This window comes from Mesorhizobium carmichaelinearum (genome assembly GCF_900199455.1).
Lineage (GTDB): Bacteria > Pseudomonadota > Alphaproteobacteria > Rhizobiales > Rhizobiaceae > Mesorhizobium > Mesorhizobium carmichaelinearum.
The window spans coordinates 75,687-95,276 of the sequence record NZ_FZQR01000008.1 but is presented as its reverse complement, the minus strand read 5'-3'; the positions used below and the strand labels follow the sequence as shown (position 1 = coordinate 95,276).

Annotated in this window: 19 protein-coding genes; 14 read left to right on the top strand and 5 right to left on the bottom strand. The window is 63.0% G+C overall.

Features of this window, described 5'->3' with window-relative positions; genetic code table 11:
- Nucleotides 1-15: 15 nt before the first annotated feature.
- The gene (locus CKW40_RS19445; protein WP_179298021.1) at nt 16-1,665 is read left to right on the top strand and encodes an ArnT family glycosyltransferase; all 1,650 of its coding nucleotides are present in this window, start codon (nt 16-18) and stop codon (nt 1,663-1,665) included.
- Nucleotides 1,666-1,791: 126 nt separating this feature from the next.
- Entirely contained in the window at nt 1,792-2,526 is a 735-nt protein-coding gene (locus CKW40_RS19440; protein WP_244571217.1) for a phosphatase PAP2 family protein, read from the top strand.
- Between the two features lie 12 nt (nt 2,527-2,538).
- Here the strand turns inward: CKW40_RS19440 and CKW40_RS19435 are convergent, their stop codons facing one another.
- Together CKW40_RS19435 and CKW40_RS19430 are read right to left on the bottom strand one after the other, a co-directional pair.
- On the bottom strand, nt 2,539-3,189 hold the full coding sequence (locus CKW40_RS19435) for an FMN-binding negative transcriptional regulator (protein WP_095201494.1): 651 nt from the start codon (nt 3,187-3,189) through the stop codon (nt 2,539-2,541).
- A 22-nt stretch (nt 3,190-3,211) separates the two neighbouring features.
- Complete coding sequence (locus CKW40_RS19430) at nt 3,212-3,886, bottom strand: alpha/beta hydrolase (protein ID WP_027042409.1); 675 nt, start codon at nt 3,884-3,886, stop codon at nt 3,212-3,214.
- Nucleotides 3,887-4,124: 238 nt separating this feature from the next.
- On the opposite strand from CKW40_RS19430, the gene CKW40_RS19425 reads away from it, so the two are divergent.
- The 9 genes from CKW40_RS19425 (at nt 4,125) to CKW40_RS19385 (ending at nt 12,115) form a co-directional block, all read left to right on the top strand.
- A complete protein-coding gene (locus tag CKW40_RS19425) occupies nt 4,125-5,288 on the top strand; it encodes a cysteine desulfurase family protein (RefSeq protein ID WP_095201693.1) in 1,164 nt (387 codons plus the stop codon).
- A 187-nt stretch (nt 5,289-5,475) separates the two neighbouring features.
- Nucleotides 5,476-6,993 carry a Fe-S cluster assembly protein SufB gene (gene sufB / locus CKW40_RS19420; protein ID WP_095201493.1) on the top strand — a complete coding sequence of 506 codons (1,518 nt, stop codon included), beginning with the start codon at nt 5,476-5,478 and terminating at the stop codon, nt 6,991-6,993.
- The gene (locus CKW40_RS19415; protein ID WP_095201492.1) at nt 6,990-7,187 is read left to right on the top strand and encodes a hypothetical protein; all 198 of its coding nucleotides are present in this window, start codon (nt 6,990-6,992) and stop codon (nt 7,185-7,187) included. The genes sufB and CKW40_RS19415 overlap by 4 nt, the downstream gene beginning before the upstream one ends.
- A 33-nt stretch (nt 7,188-7,220) precedes the next feature.
- Complete coding sequence (sufC, locus tag CKW40_RS19410; RefSeq protein WP_056562278.1) at nt 7,221-7,976, top strand: Fe-S cluster assembly ATPase SufC; 756 nt, start codon at nt 7,221-7,223, stop codon at nt 7,974-7,976.
- Between the two features lie 25 nt (nt 7,977-8,001).
- Complete coding sequence (gene sufD / locus CKW40_RS19405; protein ID WP_095201692.1) at nt 8,002-9,270, top strand: Fe-S cluster assembly protein SufD; 1,269 nt, start codon at nt 8,002-8,004, stop codon at nt 9,268-9,270.
- 189 nt (nt 9,271-9,459) lie between these two features.
- Nucleotides 9,460-10,701 carry a cysteine desulfurase gene (locus CKW40_RS19400; RefSeq protein WP_095201491.1) on the top strand — a complete coding sequence of 414 codons (1,242 nt, stop codon included), beginning with the start codon at nt 9,460-9,462 and terminating at the stop codon, nt 10,699-10,701.
- A 5-nt stretch (nt 10,702-10,706) separates the two neighbouring features.
- Nucleotides 10,707-11,099, top strand: coding sequence for an SUF system Fe-S cluster assembly protein (locus tag CKW40_RS19395; protein WP_095201691.1), 393 nt, complete (start codon nt 10,707-10,709; stop codon nt 11,097-11,099).
- A 180-nt stretch (nt 11,100-11,279) separates the two neighbouring features.
- Nucleotides 11,280-11,660: a Fe-S cluster assembly scaffold SufA gene (gene sufA, locus CKW40_RS19390; protein ID WP_013532156.1), complete on the top strand. Its 381-nt coding sequence runs from the start codon at nt 11,280-11,282 to the stop codon at nt 11,658-11,660.
- A gap of 47 nt (nt 11,661-11,707) precedes the next feature.
- Nucleotides 11,708-12,115 carry a GNAT family N-acetyltransferase gene (locus CKW40_RS19385; protein WP_439330997.1) on the top strand — a complete coding sequence of 136 codons (408 nt, stop codon included), beginning with the start codon at nt 11,708-11,710 and terminating at the stop codon, nt 12,113-12,115.
- A gap of 123 nt (nt 12,116-12,238) precedes the next feature.
- On the opposite strand, the gene CKW40_RS19380 is transcribed toward CKW40_RS19385, so the two are convergent.
- Complete coding sequence (locus CKW40_RS19380; protein WP_095201490.1) at nt 12,239-12,736, bottom strand: GFA family protein; 498 nt, start codon at nt 12,734-12,736, stop codon at nt 12,239-12,241.
- A 90-nt stretch (nt 12,737-12,826) separates the two neighbouring features.
- Here CKW40_RS19380 and CKW40_RS19375 point away from each other — a divergent pair, with 90 nt between their 5' ends.
- Nucleotides 12,827-13,150, top strand: coding sequence for a TfoX/Sxy family protein (locus CKW40_RS19375; protein WP_095201489.1), 324 nt, complete (start codon nt 12,827-12,829; stop codon nt 13,148-13,150).
- Nucleotides 13,151-13,335: 185 nt separating this feature from the next.
- On the opposite strand, the gene CKW40_RS19370 is transcribed toward CKW40_RS19375, so the two are convergent.
- Together CKW40_RS19370 and CKW40_RS19365 are read right to left on the bottom strand one after the other, a co-directional pair.
- Nucleotides 13,336-14,253, bottom strand: a complete 918-nt coding sequence (locus CKW40_RS19370) for a pseudouridine-5'-phosphate glycosidase (protein ID WP_095201690.1) — start codon at nt 14,251-14,253, stop codon at nt 13,336-13,338.
- A 75-nt stretch (nt 14,254-14,328) separates the two neighbouring features.
- Entirely contained in the window at nt 14,329-15,273 is a 945-nt protein-coding gene (locus CKW40_RS19365) for a carbohydrate kinase family protein (protein WP_095201488.1), read from the bottom strand.
- A gap of 281 nt (nt 15,274-15,554) precedes the next feature.
- On the opposite strand from CKW40_RS19365, the gene recA reads away from it, so the two are divergent.
- Nucleotides 15,555-16,652 (top strand): recombinase RecA, encoded by a 1,098-nt coding sequence (gene recA / locus CKW40_RS19360; RefSeq protein WP_010909075.1) that lies wholly within the window; start codon nt 15,555-15,557, stop codon nt 16,650-16,652.
- 269 nt (nt 16,653-16,921) lie between these two features.
- Nucleotides 16,922-19,588 carry an alanine--tRNA ligase gene (alaS, locus tag CKW40_RS19355; protein ID WP_095201487.1) on the top strand — a complete coding sequence of 889 codons (2,667 nt, stop codon included), beginning with the start codon at nt 16,922-16,924 and terminating at the stop codon, nt 19,586-19,588.
- The last annotated feature ends 2 nt before the right edge of the window (nt 19,589-19,590 follow it).

Here is a 19,590-nt window from a genome sequence, read left to right as displayed (position 1 = left end):
CACAGAGGCTAAAGCATGGCGTTGAACAGGAACTACATTCTTCTCTTCCTGTTCAGCCTGGTGATGACGGTTTCGGGGCTGGCATCGCTGCCGCCGATCGACCGTGACGAGTCGCGCTTCGTCCAGGCGACCAAGCAGATGGCGGAGAGCGGCGACTATGTCGACATCCGCTTTCAGGACGCCTCGCGCTACCAGAAGCCGGTCGGTATCTACTGGCTGCAATCGGCGGCCGTGACGCTGAGCGGCAAGGGCGCCGAAGCGCCGATCTGGGTCTATCGCACGATCTCGGCACTCGGCATTGCCATTGCGGTGCTGGCGATCGCGTGGACGGGGACCAACCTTTTCGGCGCCAATGCCGGCATCGCCGCCGGCCTGGTGATGGCGGCGATCTTCGCCACCGCTTTCGAGGGCCGCGACGCCAAGACCGATGCAATGCTGCTGGCCTGCTGCGTGGCAGCGCAAGGCGCGCTGGCGCAGATTTATCTGGCATCGCGCCGCAACGAGCCGGTCGCCGGCCATCTCTGGTGGATCTTCTGGATCGCGCAAGGCGTGGCGATCCTGATCAAGGGCCCGATCGCGCCTCTTTTGTCGGCGCTGACCATCGCGGTGCTGTTTGCCTTCGAACGCGACGGGCGCTGGCTGTCGAAGCTCAGGGTTGGGCGCGGCCTGTTGCTTGTCGTGATAATTGCGCTGCCCTGGCTCGCCGCGATCACCTGGAAAAGCCATGGCGCTTTCCTGCAGCAGGCCGTCGGCAAGGACATGCTTGGCAAGGTCGCGTCGGGCGAGGAATCACACGGCCTGCCGCCCGGCTTCTACATGCTGACCTATTCGCTGTTCATGTGGCCGTTCGGCCTGATCGCGGTCGGCGCTGGCCTGCAGGCTCTCAACCGCATGCGCGACGATGTCAGGCTGCGCTTCTGCCTCGCCTGGTACATCCCGTTCTGGCTGGTGTTCGAGCTCATCCCGACCAAGCTGCCGCATTATGTCCTGCCGGCCTATCCCGGCATGGCGCTGCTGATCGGCTGGCTGCTGACATTGCAGCCTGAGGATGCCAATGCGCCGCTGAAGCGCTGGCAGCAATGGCTGTGGTGGTCGACCGCATTTGGCCTGGTCGTGGTCAGCCTTGGCCTGGCGGCCGTCTGCATCGGAGCGCCGATTTACCTCACCCACACTTTTTCCTGGTGGAGCATTCCGGCCGCCGCCGCGGCACTCGGCACGGGCTACTTCGCTTTTTCGCGGCAGTTGCAGGTGCCGCTGCCACGCATCGGAACCACCGCCGCCTGTGCCGGCATCACCTATGCCTTGCTGTTCGGCGTCATCGCGCCGTCGCTCAAGCCGATCTGGCTGAGCCCGGCGATCAAGCAAGCGGTGCTTGCCAGCAAGCCTTGCGACACCACGGTGCTGGCCTCGGCCCGCTATCAGGAACCGAGCCTGGTCTTTTTGGTCGGCACCAAAACGGTGCTGACCGATGTCGGCGGCGTGGCGCAACATCTGCTTGCCGATCCTGCCTGCGCGTTGGGGCTGGCGCCGATCGAGGACGAGCAGAAACTGAACGGCATGCTGTCGGCGCAAGGCAAATCGGTGAACCGCGTCGCCGAGATCGACGGCCTCAACTATTCGTCGGGAGACAAATTGTCGCTTGGCCTCTATCGTGTGGCCCCATGACGGCTCGTCGATGCCCATGACGGCAACAATGGGGTCGAATTCCCAATGCTCGTAAAATCGCGCCCTTCCGTTTCCAGTCGGCTCCTTGGGGTAGGGCGTCGATCCCTGAGCAATTCTCGCGACACCATGCAGATCGTCAGAAGGCGCTTTGCCGTTCGTCCCGCGCGTTACCCCAACATCGCGTGGCCTGTTTGGCTCGCCGTTTGGGTGTTGCTGACGGCGGCGGCATTTGTTCGTCTCGATACGCCGGCAGGGGTGCTGCATGGCCAATGGTCGGGAGCCAGCTTCGCCGAGTTCCTGACCCAGTTCGCTCTCGGCGGCTGGTACCTGATCCCATCGGCGTTGTTGCTCGTCGCGGCCAATCTGATCGATTGGCGCAGCCTTTCACGGCGGCGGCTGATGCTCGCCTACAACTGGACCTGCCTGGCTTTTCTGGTGCTGAGTTCCGTCGGCCTGTCCGGTCTGCTGGTCAATGTGCTGAAATATGCGATCGGCCGGGCGCGCCCGCTCTACTTCCAGGATTTTGGTGTGCTCGCGCTGCATCCCTTCGCCTTTGACGCGCGCTTCGCCGGTTTTCCCTCAGGCCATGCCACGACGATGGGGGCGGTGTTCGGCGTTCTCCTGCTTTTGTTTCCGCGACGCTGGACCATCGCCTTGGCGATCACCGCCTGTCTCGCCTCGACCAGGGTTTTCGTCGGCGCGCACTATCCGAGCGACACCGTCGCCGGCTTCGGCCTTGGCTGTGCGTTTGCGCTCGTCTGCGGGCTGGTCTTTGCCCGGCTCGGCTTCATCTTCCGTCCGACGCCGTCAGGATTGCCGGTCCGCAAGGCATCGTTCCGGCTGATTGCTCCGGAAAGATAGATCGAAGCCGGATTAATTGCTGTCCAGGCCGCCGTAAGACCGTACCAGGCGGACCATGTCTGATGAATTGGCGGTCTCGCTTTCAAGACCGTGCGCCACGCCGACGCGGTCGGCGACGGGACGGTTCTGGCTGACCTTCCACTTACCATGGATCTCGTTGATCTCGATTTCCAGCCCGATGATGCCCTTGATCTGCGACTGGATGAAGGGCGGCGGTGCATCGGTCACCGCCCAGGGGGCCTCGCGGGGGCCTTCCTGCGATAGGGTCAGGTCGGCGAGCTGCTGCGCCAGCCAGTCCTGATCGTCGATCACCTTGGCCGTGCCGCGCACCTGCACGATGGCATAGTTCCAGGTCGGCACGACCTTGCCGGTCTCGCGCTTGGTTTCGTACCAGGACGGCGTCACATAGGCGTCGGTGCCCTGGAAGACGATCAGCACGGGTGATGACGGGTTTTCCGCGATAAGTTTCCAGTGTGGGTTGGCCTTGGCCAGGTGGGCGCGCAGCTTGCCGTTCGGCGACGCCCCGGCGTCGAGCAAAAACGGAATGGCGTCGGCGACCGGGCCGTCAGGCCCGTTCGAGATCAGTGTGCCGAGCGGATGCAACTGGATCAGTCCGTGCAGGACATCAGGCCGCGTTTCCTGGAAATGGGGAGGCTCGTACATCGGCGCTGGCGCCTTTCCCTGTCTATCTCAGCCGTTTCGGCCGCGGATCGGACAATTCGCCCGCCAGCCGGCGGTCGAGATAGTCCGCGCATTCCTCGATCAGAAGATCGGCGTCGTTGGCGAAAAAGTGGTTGGCGCCGGGCAAGGTCTTCTGCGTGATGGTGATGCCCTTTTGCGTGTGCAGCTTGTCGACCAGGCCTTGCACATCCTTCGGCGGCGCCACCTTGTCGGCATCGCCATGGATGATCAGGCCTGATGACGGGCAGGGCGCCAGGAACGAGAAATCATAGGTGTTGGGCTGCGGTGCGATCGAGATGAAGCCTTCGATCTCGGGCCGGCGCATCAGCAGCTGCATGCCGATCCACGAACCAAAGGAATAGCCGGCGACCCAGCAGCTCTTGGAATCCGGATGCAGCGACTGGACCCAGTCGAGTGCTGCCGCCGCGTCCGACAATTCGCCCGTGCCGTGGTCGAATTCGCCCTGGCTGCGGCCGATGCCGCGGAAATTGAAGCGCAGCGTGGTGAAATCGCGCTTCTGGAACATATAAAAGAGGTCGTAGACGATCTTGTTGTTCATCGTGCCGCCGAACTGCGGATGCGGATGCAAGACGATGGCGATCGGCGCGCTCTTTTCCTTCGAGGGCTGGTAGCGTCCCTCCAGGCGGCCGGCCGGACCGGTGAAAATGACCTCAGGCATGAAATACTCCACTTGGTATACGAATGCGCGGCGCCCGGAACGTGTCTTCCTCTGGCCTTGACGCAGGGCGAGCGTCTTCTTAGAAGCTAGTTTAGAACTGTTCAAAACTGAGTGGCCAGACGTCGAGCCCGGCCACCCGCGCCGCAAGCCGCGTAAATAGGACGGCTCGCCTTGGAATTTCAAGGAAATAACGCCATACGACAGCCGAATGGCTTCTGACGGGATCAACTGGACGAAAATGGCCGCAAAACGCGCCTATCTCGACTACAATGCCAGTGCGCCGCTGCTGTCAGCGGCGCGCGAGGCTATGGTCGCGGCGCTTGACGTGACCGCCAACCCGTCATCGGTTCATGCCGAAGGCCGCGCCGCGCGGCGCCTGATCGAGACGGCAAGGCGCGAGGTTGCGGCACTGGTCAATGCCCGGCCCGAACATGTCGTCTTCACGTCGGGCGCGACCGAAGCCGCCTCGACGCTGCTTTCACCCGACTGGCAGATGGGGCGCGGCAGCGTGCGCATCAGCCGGCTCTACGTCTGCGAGGCCGATCATCCCTGCCTGTTGAATGGCGGGCGCTTTCCGGCCGCGCAGGTGACGCGCATCGGCGTCGACGCCAACGGCGTCGCCGATCTTGACGCTTTGGCCGAGGCGCTCGCCCGACACGACAAGGCCGATGGCCTGCCGCTGGTCGCGATCCATGCCGCCAACAACGAGACCGGCGTCATCCAGCCGATCGATCGGATCGCCGAGATCGTCAAGGCCGCGGGCGGCATTTTTGTCGTCGATGCGGTTCAGGCCGCGGGCCGCGTTTCCATCGACATGTCAGCGGGTTACGCCGACTATTTGATTTTGTCTTCGCACAAGATCGGCGGCCCCAAGGGGGGCGGCGCCATCGTCGCCGCTGCCGATCTGATGATGCCGAAGCCCCTGATCAATGGCGGCGGCCAGGAAAAGGGCCATCGCGGCGGCACCGAAAACCTCGCCGCCATATCAAGCTTTGGTGCTGCCGCACGCGAAGCGCTGGCCGGATTGCCGGCGATCGATGCGGTGCGCGAGCGCCGTGATGCGATCGAGGCCATCGTGAAAATGCTGGTGCCCGACGCGGAAATCTTTGGAACCGGCGCGCCAAGGCTTGCCAATACGACATTCTTCGCTATTGCGGGCGTCAAGGCCGAAACCGCGCAGATCGCCTTTGATCTGGCCGGTGTGGCGCTGTCGGCCGGCTCCGCCTGTTCGTCGGGCAAGGTCGGACCGAGCCACGTGCTGAAAGCCATGGGTTATGGTGACAGTCTTGGCGCTTTGCGCGTGTCGATCGGTGCTGCGACGAGCGCGGAGGACATCGAACTGTTCCGCGCCGCGTTGACGGGAATCGCAGCGCGTCGGGCGGATAAGGAAAAAGCCGCTTGAGCGGTTGGACGATTTTGGGCCTTTCGGCCTGGTAGAGCCGTGCGTTTCATGCTGGCCGGGTGAATTTCCGGTCGAGGCGCACTATATGGAACTTACGCTGCCGCGAGCGCTTCTTCGGCGTTCATTTCGGCGGTGCCATAGTTTGAAAACTGTCGGGCCTTGACCCCGGCGTGGATGGAGAACGCATATGCCTGCTGTGCAGGACACGATCGATCGGGTCCGAAAGATCGACGTCGACCAATACAAATACGGGTTCCAGACGGAAATCGCTGTCGACAAGGCCCCCAAGGGCTTGAGCGAAGACATCATCCGTTTCATTTCGGCCAAGAAGGACGAACCGTCCTGGATGCTGGAATGGCGCCTGGAAGCCTATCGGCGCTGGCTGACGCTGGAAGAGCCGACCTGGGCGCGCGTCCACTATCCCAAGATCGATTTCCAGGACATCTATTATTACGCGGCGCCCAAGAGCACGCCCGGCCCGTCATCGCTCAGCGATGTCGATCCCGAACTCTTGAAGGTCTATGAGAAGCTTGGCATTCCGCTGCGCGAGCAGGAAATCCTCGCCGGCGTGCAGAAGACCGACGCCTCCGATCTCGAGGAGCCCAGCGACAATGTCTACAAGTCGGGCCGTGTCGCCGTCGACGCGGTGTTCGATTCCGTCTCCGTCGTCACCACCTTCAAGAAGGAGTTGGCGCAGGCCGGAGTCATCTTCTGCTCGATCTCGGAAGCCATTCGCGAGCATCCGGAACTGGTGAAAAAGTATCTCGGCTCCGTGGTGCCGACCTCCGACAATTACTACGCGACACTGAATTCGGCCGTGTTCACCGACGGCTCCTTCGTGTTCGTGCCCAAGGGTGTTCGCTGCCCGATGGAGCTGTCGACCTATTTCCGCATGAACGAGAAGAACACCGGACAGTTCGAGCGCACGCTGATCATCGCCGAGGAGGGGGCTTACGTCTCCTATCTCGAAGGCTGCACGGCGCCGCAACGCGACGAGAACCAGCTGCATGCCGCGGTCGTCGAACTGGTGGCGCTCGACGATGCCGAGATCAAATATTCGACGGTGCAGAACTGGTATCCCGGCGACGCCGAGGGCAAGGGCGGCATCTACAATTTCGTCACCAAGCGCGGCGACTGCCGTGGCGACCGTTCGAAGATTTCGTGGACGCAGGTCGAGACCGGTTCGGCCATCACCTGGAAGTATCCGAGCTGCATCCTGCGCGGCGACGATTCCTCGGGCGAGTTCTATTCGATCGCCGTGTCGAACGGCTATCAGCAGGTCGACTCAGGCACCAAGATGATCCATCTCGGCAAGAACACGTCGAGCCGCATCATCTCCAAGGGCATCGCCGCCGGCTTCTCGCAGAACACCTATCGCGGCCAGGTCTCGGCGCATCGCAAGGCGACCAACGCCCGCAACTTCACCAACTGTGACTCGCTGCTGATCGGCGACCAGTGCGGCGCGCACACCGTGCCTTACATGGAAGCCAAGAACTCGACGGCGCAGTTCGAGCACGAAGCGACGACGTCGAAGATTTCCGAGGACCAGAAATTTTATGTCATGCAGCGTGGCATCCCTGAAGAGGAAGCGATCGCGCTGATCGTCAACGGCTTCGTCAAGGACGTCATCCAGCAGTTGCCGATGGAGTTCGCCGTCGAGGCGCAGAAGCTGATCGGTATCAGCCTCGAGGGAAGCGTGGGGTGACAAAGGCGCGCAAACGCGAACCCGCAGAAAAACATGTCTACCTGCGGGATCGAGTGGATAACTGGGAAGCGGGCCTGGGCCTCGCATTCTGGCTGTGCGCGATAGGAATAGCGCTGCTCGCCGCGGCCTACTCGCCGGATGGCTTTTGGCAGGGGCTTTTGGAAACCTTGAAGCAGTTGTTGAATCGAATTTAGCCAGGCAGACGGCTACTGATAGGACGAATGGAAATGCTTGAAATCAGAAACCTCCATGCCCGCATCGTCGATGACGGCACCGAAATCATCCGCGGCCTGAACCTGACGGTGAAAGCCGGCGAGGTCGCCGCGATCATGGGGCCGAACGGCTCCGGCAAGTCGACGCTGTCATACATCCTTGCTGGCCGTGAGGACTATGAGGTCACCGAAGGCGACATCCTCTACAACGGCCAGTCGATCCTCGAAATGGATCCGGCCGAGCGCGCGACGTCAGGCATCTTCCTCGCCTTCCAGTACCCGATGGAGATACCGGGCGTGGCGACGATGGAATTCCTGAAGGTGGCGATGAACGAGCAGCGCAAGGCGCGCGGCGAGGAGCCGCTGAAGATCCCGGAATTCCTGAAGCGCGTGAAGGAAGCCGCAGCTTCGCTCAGCATGGACATGGCAATGCTGAAGCGGCCGCTCAATGTCGGCTTCTCCGGCGGCGAGAAGAAGCGTGCCGAGATCCTGCAGATGAAGCTTTTGGAGCCGAAGCTCTGCGTGCTCGACGAGACCGATTCCGGCCTCGACATCGATGCGCTGAAGATCGTTTCCGACGGCGTCAACGCGCTGCGCGCACCGGACCGGGCGTTCCTGGTCATCACCCACTACCAGCGGCTGCTCGAGCACATCGTGCCCGATAGTGTGCACGTGCTCTACAAGGGCCAGGTCATCAAGTCCGGCGACAAGTCGCTGGCGCTCGACCTCGAAGCCAATGGCTATGCCGGCGTGATCGGCGAAGCCGCGTGAGATGCCAGAAGGCAAGGTCAAACTGATGAATATGCACACACAACCGCAGCGGACACCGGCCGAAACCGCGTTGATCGACGCCTTCGGCGACCGGTTGTCGCTGCTGCCGGGCGACGGCGCGGTGATGCTGAAGCGCGACGACGCGATCGAGGCGATCAAGCACGGCCTGCCGACGCGGCGCATCGAATCCTGGCACTATACGGACCTGCGCCGGCTGTTGAACGTGGTGCCGGACTTCGATGCCGCTGCCATGGCCAAGGCTCTTGCTCCGATCGTCGAAGGCTCCGCCGTGTTGCCGGTTCTGAACGGCAAGTCCGATGCGAAGGTGCCGACAATTGAGGGCGTGACCGTCCAGCGTCTGTTGGAAAAGCTGACCGACGGCAGCATCGCGCCGGGCCTCGATTCCTATGGCAGCGACGATGCGATCGGTGCGCTGAACACGGCTTTCGTCGCCGATGGCTACTTTGTCGATATCGCCGACGGCGTCGAACTGGAAAAGCCGATCGAACTACAGAATGTGCAGGCCGGCGGCCAGACCCATGTGCGTCTGCCGGTTCGCGTTGGCGCCGGCGCCAAGGCGGTCATCGTCGAGCGTCAGGCGGGTGAGGGCGCCGCTCTGGTCAGTTCCGTCAGCCAGCTCGTGCTCGGTGAAGGCGCCGAGGTGACGTGGCTGATCGTCCAGGAGCAGCCGGAGACGGCGACGCATCTGGCGCAGTTCAAGGCCCATATCGGCAAGAACGCGAAGCTGACACTGTTCGTCATGAACGCCGGCGGCAAGCTTGTTCGCCAGGAGATCATGGTCAGGACGACGGGTGAAGGCGCCGACTTCAAGCTGCGCGGCATCAACCTTCTGGCTGGCGATACCCACTCCGACGTGACCATGGTGCTCGACCACGCCGTGCCGCATACGACCTCCACCGAGGTCGTCCGCAATGTGGTGACGGGCAAGGCGCGCGGCGTCTTCCAGGGCCGCATCAACGTCCACCAATATGCGCAGAAGACCAACGCCAAGATGGCGTGCAACACGCTGCTTTTGTCGGACGATGGCGAGTTCTCGACCAAGCCAGAACTCGAAATCTTCGCCGACGACGTCGTTTGCGGCCACGGTGCGACGGTCACCGAGATCGACCACGACCATCTGTTCTACCTGATGGCGCGCGGTGTCGACGAGAAGACCGCGCGGGGATTGCTGGTCAAAGCTTTCGTCGCCGAGGTGATCGAGGAACTGGACGACGAGACGATTGTCGAGGCGCTGGAAGCGAGACTCGACGACTGGTTTGTGACGCATGGGTGAGGAGCGGTCGGCGTAGCCGGCAAAAAGCCAACGATTTGGCTTTTTGAGCGACGAACGGTGAAGGCTCGGTCCGCCTTCGGGCGGATCAAAAGGTCCAGTGGACCTTTTGAAGGGCGTGAACGCCCGAAGGGCAGGGAGCCATAGCGAAGGGCCGGCTGACGCCAGAGCTCGGGTATCGAAAGACAGACGATGGACCAGAAAGTCGAAACCACCCCCTACGACGTCGAGGCGATCCGCCGCGACTTCCCGATCCTGTCGCGCGAAGTCTACAGCAAGCCGTTGGTCTATCTCGACAATGGCGCCTCGGCGCAGAAGCCGCAGGTGGTGCTGGATACGATTCAGCATGCCTATTCGCAGGAATACGCCAACGTCCATCGCGGCCTGCATTTCCTGTCCAACGCCGCGACCGACGCCTATGAAAAGGCCCGCGAGACGGTGCGGCGTTTCCTCAATGCACCCAGCACCGACAACATCGTCTTCACCTCGAATACGACCTCGGCGATCAACACAGTCGCCTATGGCTATGGCATGCCCAATATCGGCGAGGGCGACGAGATCGTGCTGTCGATCATGGAGCACCACTCCAACATCGTGCCCTGGCATTTCATCCGCGAGCGGCAGGGCGCGAAACTGGTCTGGGTGCCGGTCGACGATCTCGGCGTGTTCCACATCGAGGAATTCGAGAAGCGGCTGACCGACCGCACCAAGCTCGTCGCCATCACCCAGATGTCGAATGCGCTGGGCACGGTGACGCCGATCAAGGAGATCGTGCGTATCGCGCATGCGCGCGGAATTCCCGTTCTGGTCGACGGCAGCCAGAGCGCCGTGCACATGCCGATCGACGTGCAGGATCTCGACTGCGATTTCTTCGTCTTCACCGGCCATAAGGTCTACGGCCCTTCGGGGATCGGCGTGCTCTACGGCAAGAAGGACATTCTCGAGGGCATGCGGCCCTTCATGGGCGGCGGCGAGATGATCGAGGAGGTGACGGAAGACATCGTCACCTACAACGAGCCGCCGCACCGTTTCGAGGCCGGCACGCCACCGATCGTCCAGGCGATCGGGCTCGGTGCCGCGCTGGAGTACATGGAAAAGATCGGCCGCGAGCGCATCGCGGCGCATGAGGAAGACCTCAAGACCTACGCGCATGAGCGGCTGCGCGCGATCAACTCGCTGCGCATCTTCGGTGACGCACCCGGCAAGGGCGCCATTATCTCCTTCGAATTGCAAGGCATTCATGCCCATGACGTGTCGATGGTGATAGACAGGCAGGGCGTTGCCGTGCGGGCCGGCACGCATTGTGCCCAGCCGCTGTTGAAACGCTTTGGCGTAACCTCCACATGCAGGGCATCGTTCGGCATGTATAATACCAGGGCCGAAGTCGACGCTTTGGCCGAGGCGCTGGAAAAAGCGCGCAAGTTTTTTGGGTGACGATCATGGATGATGTGAGCATCGCTGCCGAGACCACTCCGGACACCGCTACGAACGCCGTGGTTTCCGCCTCGGCCATTCCCGCCGACGAGCTGGCGCGGCTGACCGACGACATCGTCTCGGCGCTGAAGACGGTCTACGACCCGGAAATTCCGGCCGACATCTACGAGCTCGGCCTCGTCTACAAGATCGACATCGAGGACGACCGCTCGGTCAAGATCGACATGACGCTGACCGCACCCGGCTGTCCCGTTGCCGGCGAAATGCCGGGCTGGGTTGAGAACGCCGTCGGTGCCGTCGAAGGCGTTTCTGGCGTCGAGGTCAACATGACCTTCGATCCGCCCTGGTCGCCCGACCGCATGTCGGAAGAGGCGCAGGTCGCGGTGGGCTGGTACTAATGCATGTCGCCCAAAAGTGACCTCGGTTTTGGGGCAACGACATGCATAAAACAAAAACCTAAAGCGCGTCACGCTTTAGGTCGAGCCTGGTACACTTGCGCCAGTGGTAAAACTTCACCATTTTAGGTGAGGAATCATTCGGCAGGCCTTGAACCTGCATGGAATGGAAGAGGAAAAAGAATGGGACGCTTCGCCGTCATCACGATGACCGAAAAGGCCGCCGACCGGGTGCGCGAGATCGTTGCCACCCGCGACAACGCGCATGGCATTCGCCTCGGCATCAAAAAGGGCGGCTGCGCCGGCATGGAATACACGGTCGACCTGGTGACCGAGCCCAACACCAAGGACGACCACATCGAGCGCGACGGCGCCCATGTCTATGTCGCGCCGGAGGCAGCCCTCTTCCTGTTCGGCACCGAGATGGATTTCGAGCAGACGACGCTGCGCACCGGCTTCACCTTCCACAATCCGAACCAGAGTTCGGCCTGTGGCTGTGGCGAATCCGTCGAACTGAAGCCGGCCGATCTCAAGGCGCTGGCAGAGGCACGCGCTTCGGCCTGAGCCCAAGGCTGGGTTTTCAATCCACACCGCACCGAAGCAGTGACCGGATGGCCGCTGAAAACGTGACCGTCGCGATATCAGTCCGGCAGCATGTCAGCGCTGACAATGCCGCATTGGCGCATCTGTTTGAGGAGATGCAGCGGCACTATCGGGTGCCATGTCCGCCGCCCGAGACCATCCTTGCCGACCTTGCCGGTCTGCCGCCGGGCGTGGAGATCCTGGTCGCCGAAACGGACAGGATCATCGGTTTCGCCATCTGCTCGACGATCTATCCCGGACCTGGCCTGCGCACCGGATTCTTCCTGAAGGAGCTGTTCGTCTCGCAAGCCCATCGCGGCAGCGGCGCCGGCCGCCTGCTCATACAGGCGCTGGCGCGTACCGCCCTGCAGCGCGGCCATGGCCGTGTCGACTGGGACAGCCGATGGCGAAAACCAGCGGCTGCTGGCTTTCTATGACGGTCTTGGCGGCACGCGGCAGCCGGAGAAGGTTTTCTTTCGGCTGAGCGGCGATGCGCTCGCGGCCTTGGCCAACGACGCAGACTGAGCTGCAAGGCTAAGTTCGTCCGCGTCGATGCCGGCTCACTCTACCCACATGCCCATCCGTTTATGCCAGTCCGCTATCGATTCTTCGGGGTAGACGTCGAACGTCTTGTCGCCCTTGCCGATATCGGGTTCGACCCAGTTCGCCTTGTATTTCAGCATCAGATGCACCTTTTCAGGTGGTTTCGGCAGCTCGCTGTCGATCGCCGAGGCGAAGGGATGCACCAGCTCCGGCCATGTCGGGTCGTAAAGCCAGAGCGCCGATCCGCATTTGCGGCAGAAATTGCGCTCGCCGGTCGAGACCTCGCAATGGGGATGCTCGTCGTCCTCGATCTCGGCGCGGTAGACGCCAAGGTTCCTCTTGCCCCTGATGTTCAACGTCTCGTAGTCGGCACCGAGATTGATGGCGAAACCGCCGCCGCCTTGCTGCTTCCGGCAGATCGAGCAGTAGCACAGCATGAACGGCACCGGCGTGTGGCTTTCCACCTCGAAACGCACGGCGTTGCAGCGGCAGGATCCCTTGAGCAGAAGCGGCATGAAAAAAACTCCGACGGAAATGTTCTCAACCTGTCAGCATGATCTTGGCCACGCGATGACAATGTCAAATGCCGGTGACATGATCGCGGCATGGACAATGAACGCATCGCCGAACTGTTCGAAGGGTTGGGCCCGGTCAGCGTCCGCCGGCTGTTCGGCGGCAAGGGCATCTATTTCGACGGCGTCATCGTCGCCATCGTCCTACGCGGCGAATTGCTGCTGAAGGCCGACGAGCAAAGCGCGCCCGATTTCGAGGCCGCGGGCTGCCGGCAATGGTCCTACACCGGATCGCGCCACGGCAAGCTGGTCGCCATGCCCTATTGGAGCATTCCCGACAACGCGTTCGACGATCCCGACGAGATGACGGTCTGGGCACGCCGCGCCTATGAGGCGGGGCGGCGCGCAGGCAAGTAGATTCCCGCGAGCGCGAGGCCGCTCCCTCATCCGACCGCTTCGCGGCCACCTTCTCCCCGAGGGGAGAAGAGACGAGCATCATCGCCGGCTCCCTCCTCTCCCCTCGGGGAGAGGTCGGATTGCCCCGAATTGCCCTTTGCAATTCGGTCTTGGCAATCCGGGTGAGGGGGCCTTGCCGCGCGAGCCTACAGCGCCTTCGCGATCTCCGCCGCCAGCCGCGCATTGTTTTCGACCAGCGCAATGTTGGTCTTGAGGCTGCGGCCGCCGGTGAGTTCGAGGATTTTTCCCAGCAGGAACGGCGTCACCGCCTTGCCGGTCACGTGCAGAGCCTCGGCGGCCTTTTGCGCTGCTTCGATGTAGCCCGCCATCTCCTCAGCCGGAATTTCGTGGTTTTCCGGCACCGGATTGGCGACCAGCACACCGCCGCCGAGCCCCAGCGCAACCCTGGTCTGATAGAAATGCGCGATCTCTTCAGGCCTGTGCAAGGTCAGCGGCGCGCGGAACGGCGACTGCCGCGACCAGAAGGCCGGCATGGTCTCGCAACCACGGCCGACCACCGGCACACCGCGTGTTTCCAGAACCTCCAGCGTCTTTTCGATATCGAGGATCGCCTTGGCGCCCGCCGAGACGACGATAACCGGAGTACGCGCCAGCTCGTCGAGGTCGGCCGAGATGTCAAAGCTCTTTTCCGCGCCTTTGTGCACGCCGCCGATGCCGCCAGTGGCGAACACTTTTATTCCGACCATATGCGCAGCGATCATCGTGGCGGCGACCGTTGTGCCGCCGGTGCGGCCTTGCGCCACGGCGAAGCCGAGGTCGGCGCGCGACAGCTTCATGGCGTCGCCGGTCATGGCCAGCGACTCCCGCTCGCCGTCGGACAGGCCGATCTTGATGCGGCCGCCAACCACGGCGATCGTCGCCGGTACGGCGCCGCCGTCGCTGATGATGTTCTCGACATTCGCCGCCATGGCGCCATTGTCGGGGTAGGGCATGCCATGGGTGATGATGGTGCTTTCCAACGCCACCACCGGCCGGCCAACCGCCAAGGCTTGAGCCACAGGTGAGTGAATGTCGATGAAGGGTCGGGCGGTTTCTGGGGTCATTTGGATCTCCAATCCGGAGTGCGGCGCGTCCATCGGGACGCTCGGCAACACTGCGGCGCTACAAATTTGCCGGTCTCATGCCACTTCCCTGGCATCCGGCACAAGAGCCAGAGCATCCGCAAAGGCCGCAGCGGTGAAATCGGGAACGGCGTCGGCGCTTTCGATGGCCAGCGTCGCCGCTGCAACGCCTTCGCGCAAGGCCTGGCGCAGGGGCAGCCCGCGCAACAAGCCCGCGATCGTTGCGCCCGCCAGCGCATCGCCGGCGCCGGTGACGTCGGCGATTCTTCTGGGGGCAGGCGGCAGGATCGAAAAAGCGCCCGTTTCATCGAAGCCCAGCACCGGCGCGCTGCCTGCCGTGACGATGCCGCTGGCGAGGCCGCTGCATCGCAACCCATCGATGACATCCCGCTCGGCGGCATCTGCATGGACGCCGGCCAGCGCGACGGCCTCGCGCCGGTTCATGAAAACCAGCGCCAGCGCGCCGAGCACCGGTATCAGCCGCACCACCTTGGCCGGCGAAATGGCAATGGCATAGACCGGCTTGCCGGCGGCAAGCGAAACCAGCCGTTCCAGTGCCGAAGATGGCAGATTGGCGTCACACAGGACGGCATCGGCGGCGGCGACCGCCTCGCGGACCTTGGAGCGCCTCATCTGCTTGGGGAATGCCAGGTCGTAGAGCGCCATGTCGGCAAAGCCGACGATCAACTCGCCCTCGCGATCGATCAGCGCCGTGTAACTCGGTGTCGTGCGGTCGAGGAAGACCGCCGACAGATCGGCGATCCCAGCCTCGGCGATAGCGCGGGAAACGGTATCACCCGCCGCATCGCCGCCCCGCATCGAAAGCAGTGAAGCCGAGACGCCGCGCCGCACCGTGCTGCGCAGCGCGTTGAACACGCCACCGCCGACATCCTCGCGCATCGTGCCGGGATTGGACGCGGCCGGCACATAAGCGCCGGACACCTGGCCGCGCCGGTCGATATGGGCGCCGCCCACGGCCAGTATCTCTATGGATTTCACCATGCCGGCGATATGCCCTTTGTTATTGCAACTGCACAAGCGCTAGACTGCGTCGTAGACCTTCGCCAGCAAGATGGCGATTCGGGGGATCGATACAATCGAGCAGTCTGGCCCAATGCGGGGTGCATTCCTGTTCGATCTCTTGGTACGAAAAAAGAACAAATCCGGATATGACTTGTTTTTCAGATATTTGATCCCTCTTGCCAAACGAGAACAAAAAAGGTACAAAATGGCAGGGATTACGGATTGTCCGGCCTTCATTGACGACCAAGGGGTGATGTATCATGGCTCAGAATTCTTTGCGGCTTGTAGAGGATAAGGCAGTGGACAAATCAAAGGCTCTGGATGCGGCGCTGTCGCAAATCGAGCGGGCTTTCGGCAAGGGCTCGATCATGCGGCTCGGCGCGAATGAGCAGGTCGTCGAGATCGAAACGGTGCCGACCGGCTCGCTCGGCCTCGACATCGCGCTCGGCGTCGGTGGCCTGCCGCGCGGCCGCATCATCGAGATCTACGGGCCGGAAAGCTCGGGCAAGACGACGCTGGCGCTGCACACGGTGGCCGAAGCCCAGAAGAAGGGCGGCATCTGCGCCTTTGTCGACGCCGAACACGCACTCGATCCGGTCTATGCCCGCAAGCTTGGTGTCGACCTCGAAAACCTGCTGATCTCGCAGCCCGACACCGGTGAGCAGGCGCTGGAGATCTGCGACACGCTGGTGCGTTCCGGCGCCATCGATGTGCTGGTGGTCGATTCGGTCGCGGCACTGACGCCGCGTGCCGAAATCGAGGGCGAGATGGGCGATTCGCTGCCCGGCCTGCAGGCCCGCCTGATGAGCCAGGCGCTGCGCAAGCTGACCGCCTCGATCTCGCGTTCCAACACCATGGTCATCTTCATCAACCAGATCCGCATGAAGATCGGCGTCATGTTCGGTTCGCCCGAAACCACGACCGGCGGCAACGCGCTGAAATTCTATGCGTCGGTGCGCCTCGACATCCGCCGCATCGGCTCGGTCAAGGACCGCGACGAGGTCGTCGGCAACCAGACCCGCGTCAAGGTGGTCAAGAACAAGCTGGCGCCGCCCTTCAAGGTGGTCGAGTTCGACATCATGTATGGCGAGGGCGTGTCCAAGACCGGCGAGCTGGTCGACCTCGGCGTCAAGGCCGGCGTGGTCGAGAAGTCGGGCGCCTGGTTCTCCTACAATTCGCAGCGTCTCGGCCAGGGCCGCGAAAACGCCAAACTGTTCCTGCGCGACAATCCCGATACCGCACGCGAGATCGAACTGGCGCTGAGGCAGAATGCCGGGCTGATCGCCGAAAAATTCCTCGAAAACGGTGGCTCTGAAGGCGGCGACGACGGTTTTGAGGACGAAGCCGGCGCGATGTAGGCGACGGTCAGAGTTCGGCCATAAAGTTGGCGTATGACCTGATGCTTAAGTAACCGAGTTCTTTAGTACCGCGTTCAAAACCGCCGGCCTTCGCGCCGGCGGTTTTCGTTTTGGCCAGCGTCGAGCCGGCCTGGCAGCTCCTCGGTTGGCCCAATTCCGTGTTTCTGGACAGGCTGGGGCGTGCCCGCTAAAAGGCCAAATCTATTTCTGCAAAGCAGAGACCAGTTTCCGCCGGCCGCGCCGGCGGTTTTCGCGAAAAGGCAGCAGTCATGAGTGGCGTGAACGAGATCCGGTCGACCTTTCTCGACTATTTCCGCAAGGAGGGCCACGAGGTCGTGGCCTCGAGCCCGCTCGTGCCGCGCAACGATCCGACATTGATGTTCACCAACGCCGGCATGGTGCAGTTCAAGAACGTCTTCACCGGTCTGGAGAAGCGATCCTATTCGCGTGCCACCACTGCGCAGAAGAGCGTTCGCGCCGGCGGCAAGCACAACGACCTCGACAATGTCGGCTACACCGCGCGTCACCTGACCTTCTTCGAGATGCTCGGCAATTTCTCCTTCGGCGACTATTTCAAGGAGCGCGCCATCGAGCTTGCCTGGAACCTGATCACCAAAGAGTTCGGGCTGAAGAAGGACAAACTGCTGGTCACCGTCTATCACACGGACGATGAGGCGGCCGGCTTCTGGAAGAAGATCGCCGGCTTCTCGGACGATCGCATCATCCGCATCCCGACCTCGGACAATTTCTGGGCGATGGGCGACACCGGCCCTTGCGGACCGTGCTCGGAAATCTTCATCGATTGTGGCGAGCACATCTGGGGTGGTCCTCCCGGCAGCCCCGAGGAAGACGGCGACCGCTTCCTCGAATTCTGGAACCTGGTGTTCATGCAGTATGAACAGGTCACGAAGGAAGAGCGCATCGACCTGCCGCGCCCGTCGATCGACACCGGCATGGGCCTGGAGCGCATGGCGTCCATCCTGCAAGGGGTGGAAAGCGTCTTCGAGACCGACCTGTTCCGGCACCTGATCGATGCGGCGTCCTCCGCGCTCGGCCGCGCTCCCGATGCGGAAACGGTGGCGTCCTACCGCGTCATTGCCGATCACCTGCGCTCGTCCTCCTTCCTGGTCGCCGATGGCGTGCTGCCGTCGAACGAAGGCCGCGGCTACGTGCTGCGTCGCATCATGCGCCGCGCCATGCGGCACGCGCAGCTGCTCGGCGCGAACGAGCCGCTGATGTGGAAGCTGGTGCCGGCGCTGGTGCGCGAGATGGGCCAGGCCTATCCCGAATTGCTGCGCGGCGAACAGTTGATCACGGAGACGCTGAAGCTCGAGGAGACACGGTTTCGCAAGACGCTGGTGCGCGGCCTTGGCCTGCTTTCGGAGGCAACCGAGACACTTCATGCCGGCGACATGCTGGATGGCGAGACGGCGTTCAAACTCTATGACACCTATGGCTTCCCGCTCGACCTGACGCAGGACGCGCTGCGCCAGCGCAACATCTCGGTCGATCTTGCCGGCTTCACCAATGCGATGGAGCAGCAGAAGGCCGAAGCGCGCAAGCATTGGACCGGCTCCGGCGAGGCTGCCACCGAGACGGTGTGGTTCGCCGTGCGCGAACAGACCGGCGCCACCGAATTCCTCGGCTACGAAACTGAGCAGGCGGAAGGTCTGATCCAGGCGCTGGTCAAGGACGGCAAGACGGTCGACAGCGCCAGCAAGGGCGACGCCGTCGCGGTGGTCGTCAACCAGACGCCGTTCTACGGCGAGTCCGGCGGCCAGATGGGCGATACCGGCATTATCTCGGGCGAAGGGTTCTCGATCGAGATCTCCGACACGCAGAAAAAGGCCGACGGGCTGTTCGTGCATCTGGGCAAGGTGGCGAGCGGCACCGTCAAGACGGGCGCTGCCGTCGAGCTCAAGGTCGACCATAACAGGCGCACCAGGCTGCGCGCCAACCACTCCGCCACGCATCTGATCCACGAGGCGCTGCGCGAGGTGCTGGGCACCCATGTCGCGCAGAAGGGGTCGCTGGTCGCGCCGGAGCGCCTGCGTTTCGACATCTCGCACAACAAGCCGATCTCCGCCGAGGAGCTCGAAGAGGTCGAGCGTATGGCCAATGAAATCGTCGTGCAGAACAGCCCGGTGACGACGCGCCTGATGTCGGTCGACGACGCCATTGCCGAGGGCGCCATGGCGCTGTTCGGCGAGAAGTATGGCGACGAGGTGCGCGTCGTGTCGATGGGTACCGGGCTGCATGGCGCGAAGGCCAACCGGCCCTATTCGGTTGAACTCTGCGGCGGCACCCATGTCAGGGCGACGGGCGATATCGGCCTGGTCCGCGTCGTCTCCGACAGCGCGGTCGCTGCCGGCGTGCGCCGCATCGAGGCGCTGACCGGCGAGGCGGCCAGAAAACATCTCGACGAGCAGGACAGGCGCCTGAAGGCGGCGGCGGCCGTGCTGAAGATCTCGCCGGCCGACGTGCCGGCGCGTGTCGAGGCTTTGCTCGAAGAGCGCAAGAAGCTCGAGAAAGAACTCACCGAAGCGCGCAAGAAGCTGGCGCTGGGCGGCGGGGCCGCGGCGGGCGCACCCTCGGAGAACGAGACGGTCGCCGGCGTCGGCTTCCTCGGCAAGGCGGTCTCCGGCGTGTCGCCCAAGGATCTGAAGCCGCTGGCCGATGCCGGCAAGAGCTCGCTCGGCTCCGGCGTCGTCGTCTTTGTCGGTGCCGGCGAGGACAACAAGGCCAGCGTCGTCGTCGCCGTCACCGACGACCTCGTCGGCCGCTTCAGCGCCGTCGATCTGGTGCGCGTCGCCTCCGCCGCCTTGGGCGGCCAGGGCGGTGGCGGGCGGCCGGACATGGCCCAGGCCGGTGGCCCGGATGCCTCGAAGGCCAATGATGCGATTGCGGCTGTGAAGGCGGCACTCGAAGCCGCCTGAAA

Excerpts from the sequence above, each read along its gene's own strand:
- CKW40_RS19395 (WP_095201691.1), top strand. The coding sequence starts at position 10,707 with ATGGATGATGTGAGCATCGCTGCCGAGACCACTCCGGACACCGCTACG.
- CKW40_RS19400 (WP_095201491.1), top strand. The coding sequence starts at position 9,460 with ATGGACCAGAAAGTCGAAACCACCCCCTACGACGTCGAGGCGATCCGC.
- CKW40_RS19440 (WP_244571217.1), top strand. The coding sequence starts at position 1,792 with ATGCAGATCGTCAGAAGGCGCTTTGCCGTTCGTCCCGCGCGTTACCCC.
- CKW40_RS19425 (WP_095201693.1), top strand. The coding sequence starts at position 4,125 with ATGGCCGCAAAACGCGCCTATCTCGACTACAATGCCAGTGCGCCGCTG.
- CKW40_RS19445 (WP_179298021.1), top strand. The coding sequence starts at position 16 with ATGGCGTTGAACAGGAACTACATTCTTCTCTTCCTGTTCAGCCTGGTG.
- CKW40_RS19435 (WP_095201494.1), bottom strand. The coding sequence starts at position 3,189 with ATGTACGAGCCTCCCCATTTCCAGGAAACGCGGCCTGATGTCCTGCAC.
- CKW40_RS19370 (WP_095201690.1), bottom strand. The coding sequence starts at position 14,253 with ATGACCCCAGAAACCGCCCGACCCTTCATCGACATTCACTCACCTGTG.
- recA (WP_010909075.1), top strand. The coding sequence starts at position 15,555 with ATGGCTCAGAATTCTTTGCGGCTTGTAGAGGATAAGGCAGTGGACAAA.
- alaS (WP_095201487.1), top strand. The coding sequence starts at position 16,922 with ATGAGTGGCGTGAACGAGATCCGGTCGACCTTTCTCGACTATTTCCGC.
- sufD (WP_095201692.1), top strand. The coding sequence starts at position 8,002 with ATGAATATGCACACACAACCGCAGCGGACACCGGCCGAAACCGCGTTG.
- CKW40_RS19430 (WP_027042409.1), bottom strand. The coding sequence starts at position 3,886 with ATGCCTGAGGTCATTTTCACCGGTCCGGCCGGCCGCCTGGAGGGACGC.
- CKW40_RS19365 (WP_095201488.1), bottom strand. The coding sequence starts at position 15,273 with ATGGTGAAATCCATAGAGATACTGGCCGTGGGCGGCGCCCATATCGAC.
- sufC (WP_056562278.1), top strand. The coding sequence starts at position 7,221 with ATGCTTGAAATCAGAAACCTCCATGCCCGCATCGTCGATGACGGCACC.
- CKW40_RS19385 (WP_439330997.1), top strand. The coding sequence starts at position 11,708 with ATGGCCGCTGAAAACGTGACCGTCGCGATATCAGTCCGGCAGCATGTC.
- sufB (WP_095201493.1), top strand. The coding sequence starts at position 5,476 with ATGCCTGCTGTGCAGGACACGATCGATCGGGTCCGAAAGATCGACGTC.
- sufA (WP_013532156.1), top strand. The coding sequence starts at position 11,280 with ATGGGACGCTTCGCCGTCATCACGATGACCGAAAAGGCCGCCGACCGG.
- CKW40_RS19375 (WP_095201489.1), top strand. The coding sequence starts at position 12,827 with ATGGACAATGAACGCATCGCCGAACTGTTCGAAGGGTTGGGCCCGGTC.
- CKW40_RS19380 (WP_095201490.1), bottom strand. The coding sequence starts at position 12,736 with ATGCCGCTTCTGCTCAAGGGATCCTGCCGCTGCAACGCCGTGCGTTTC.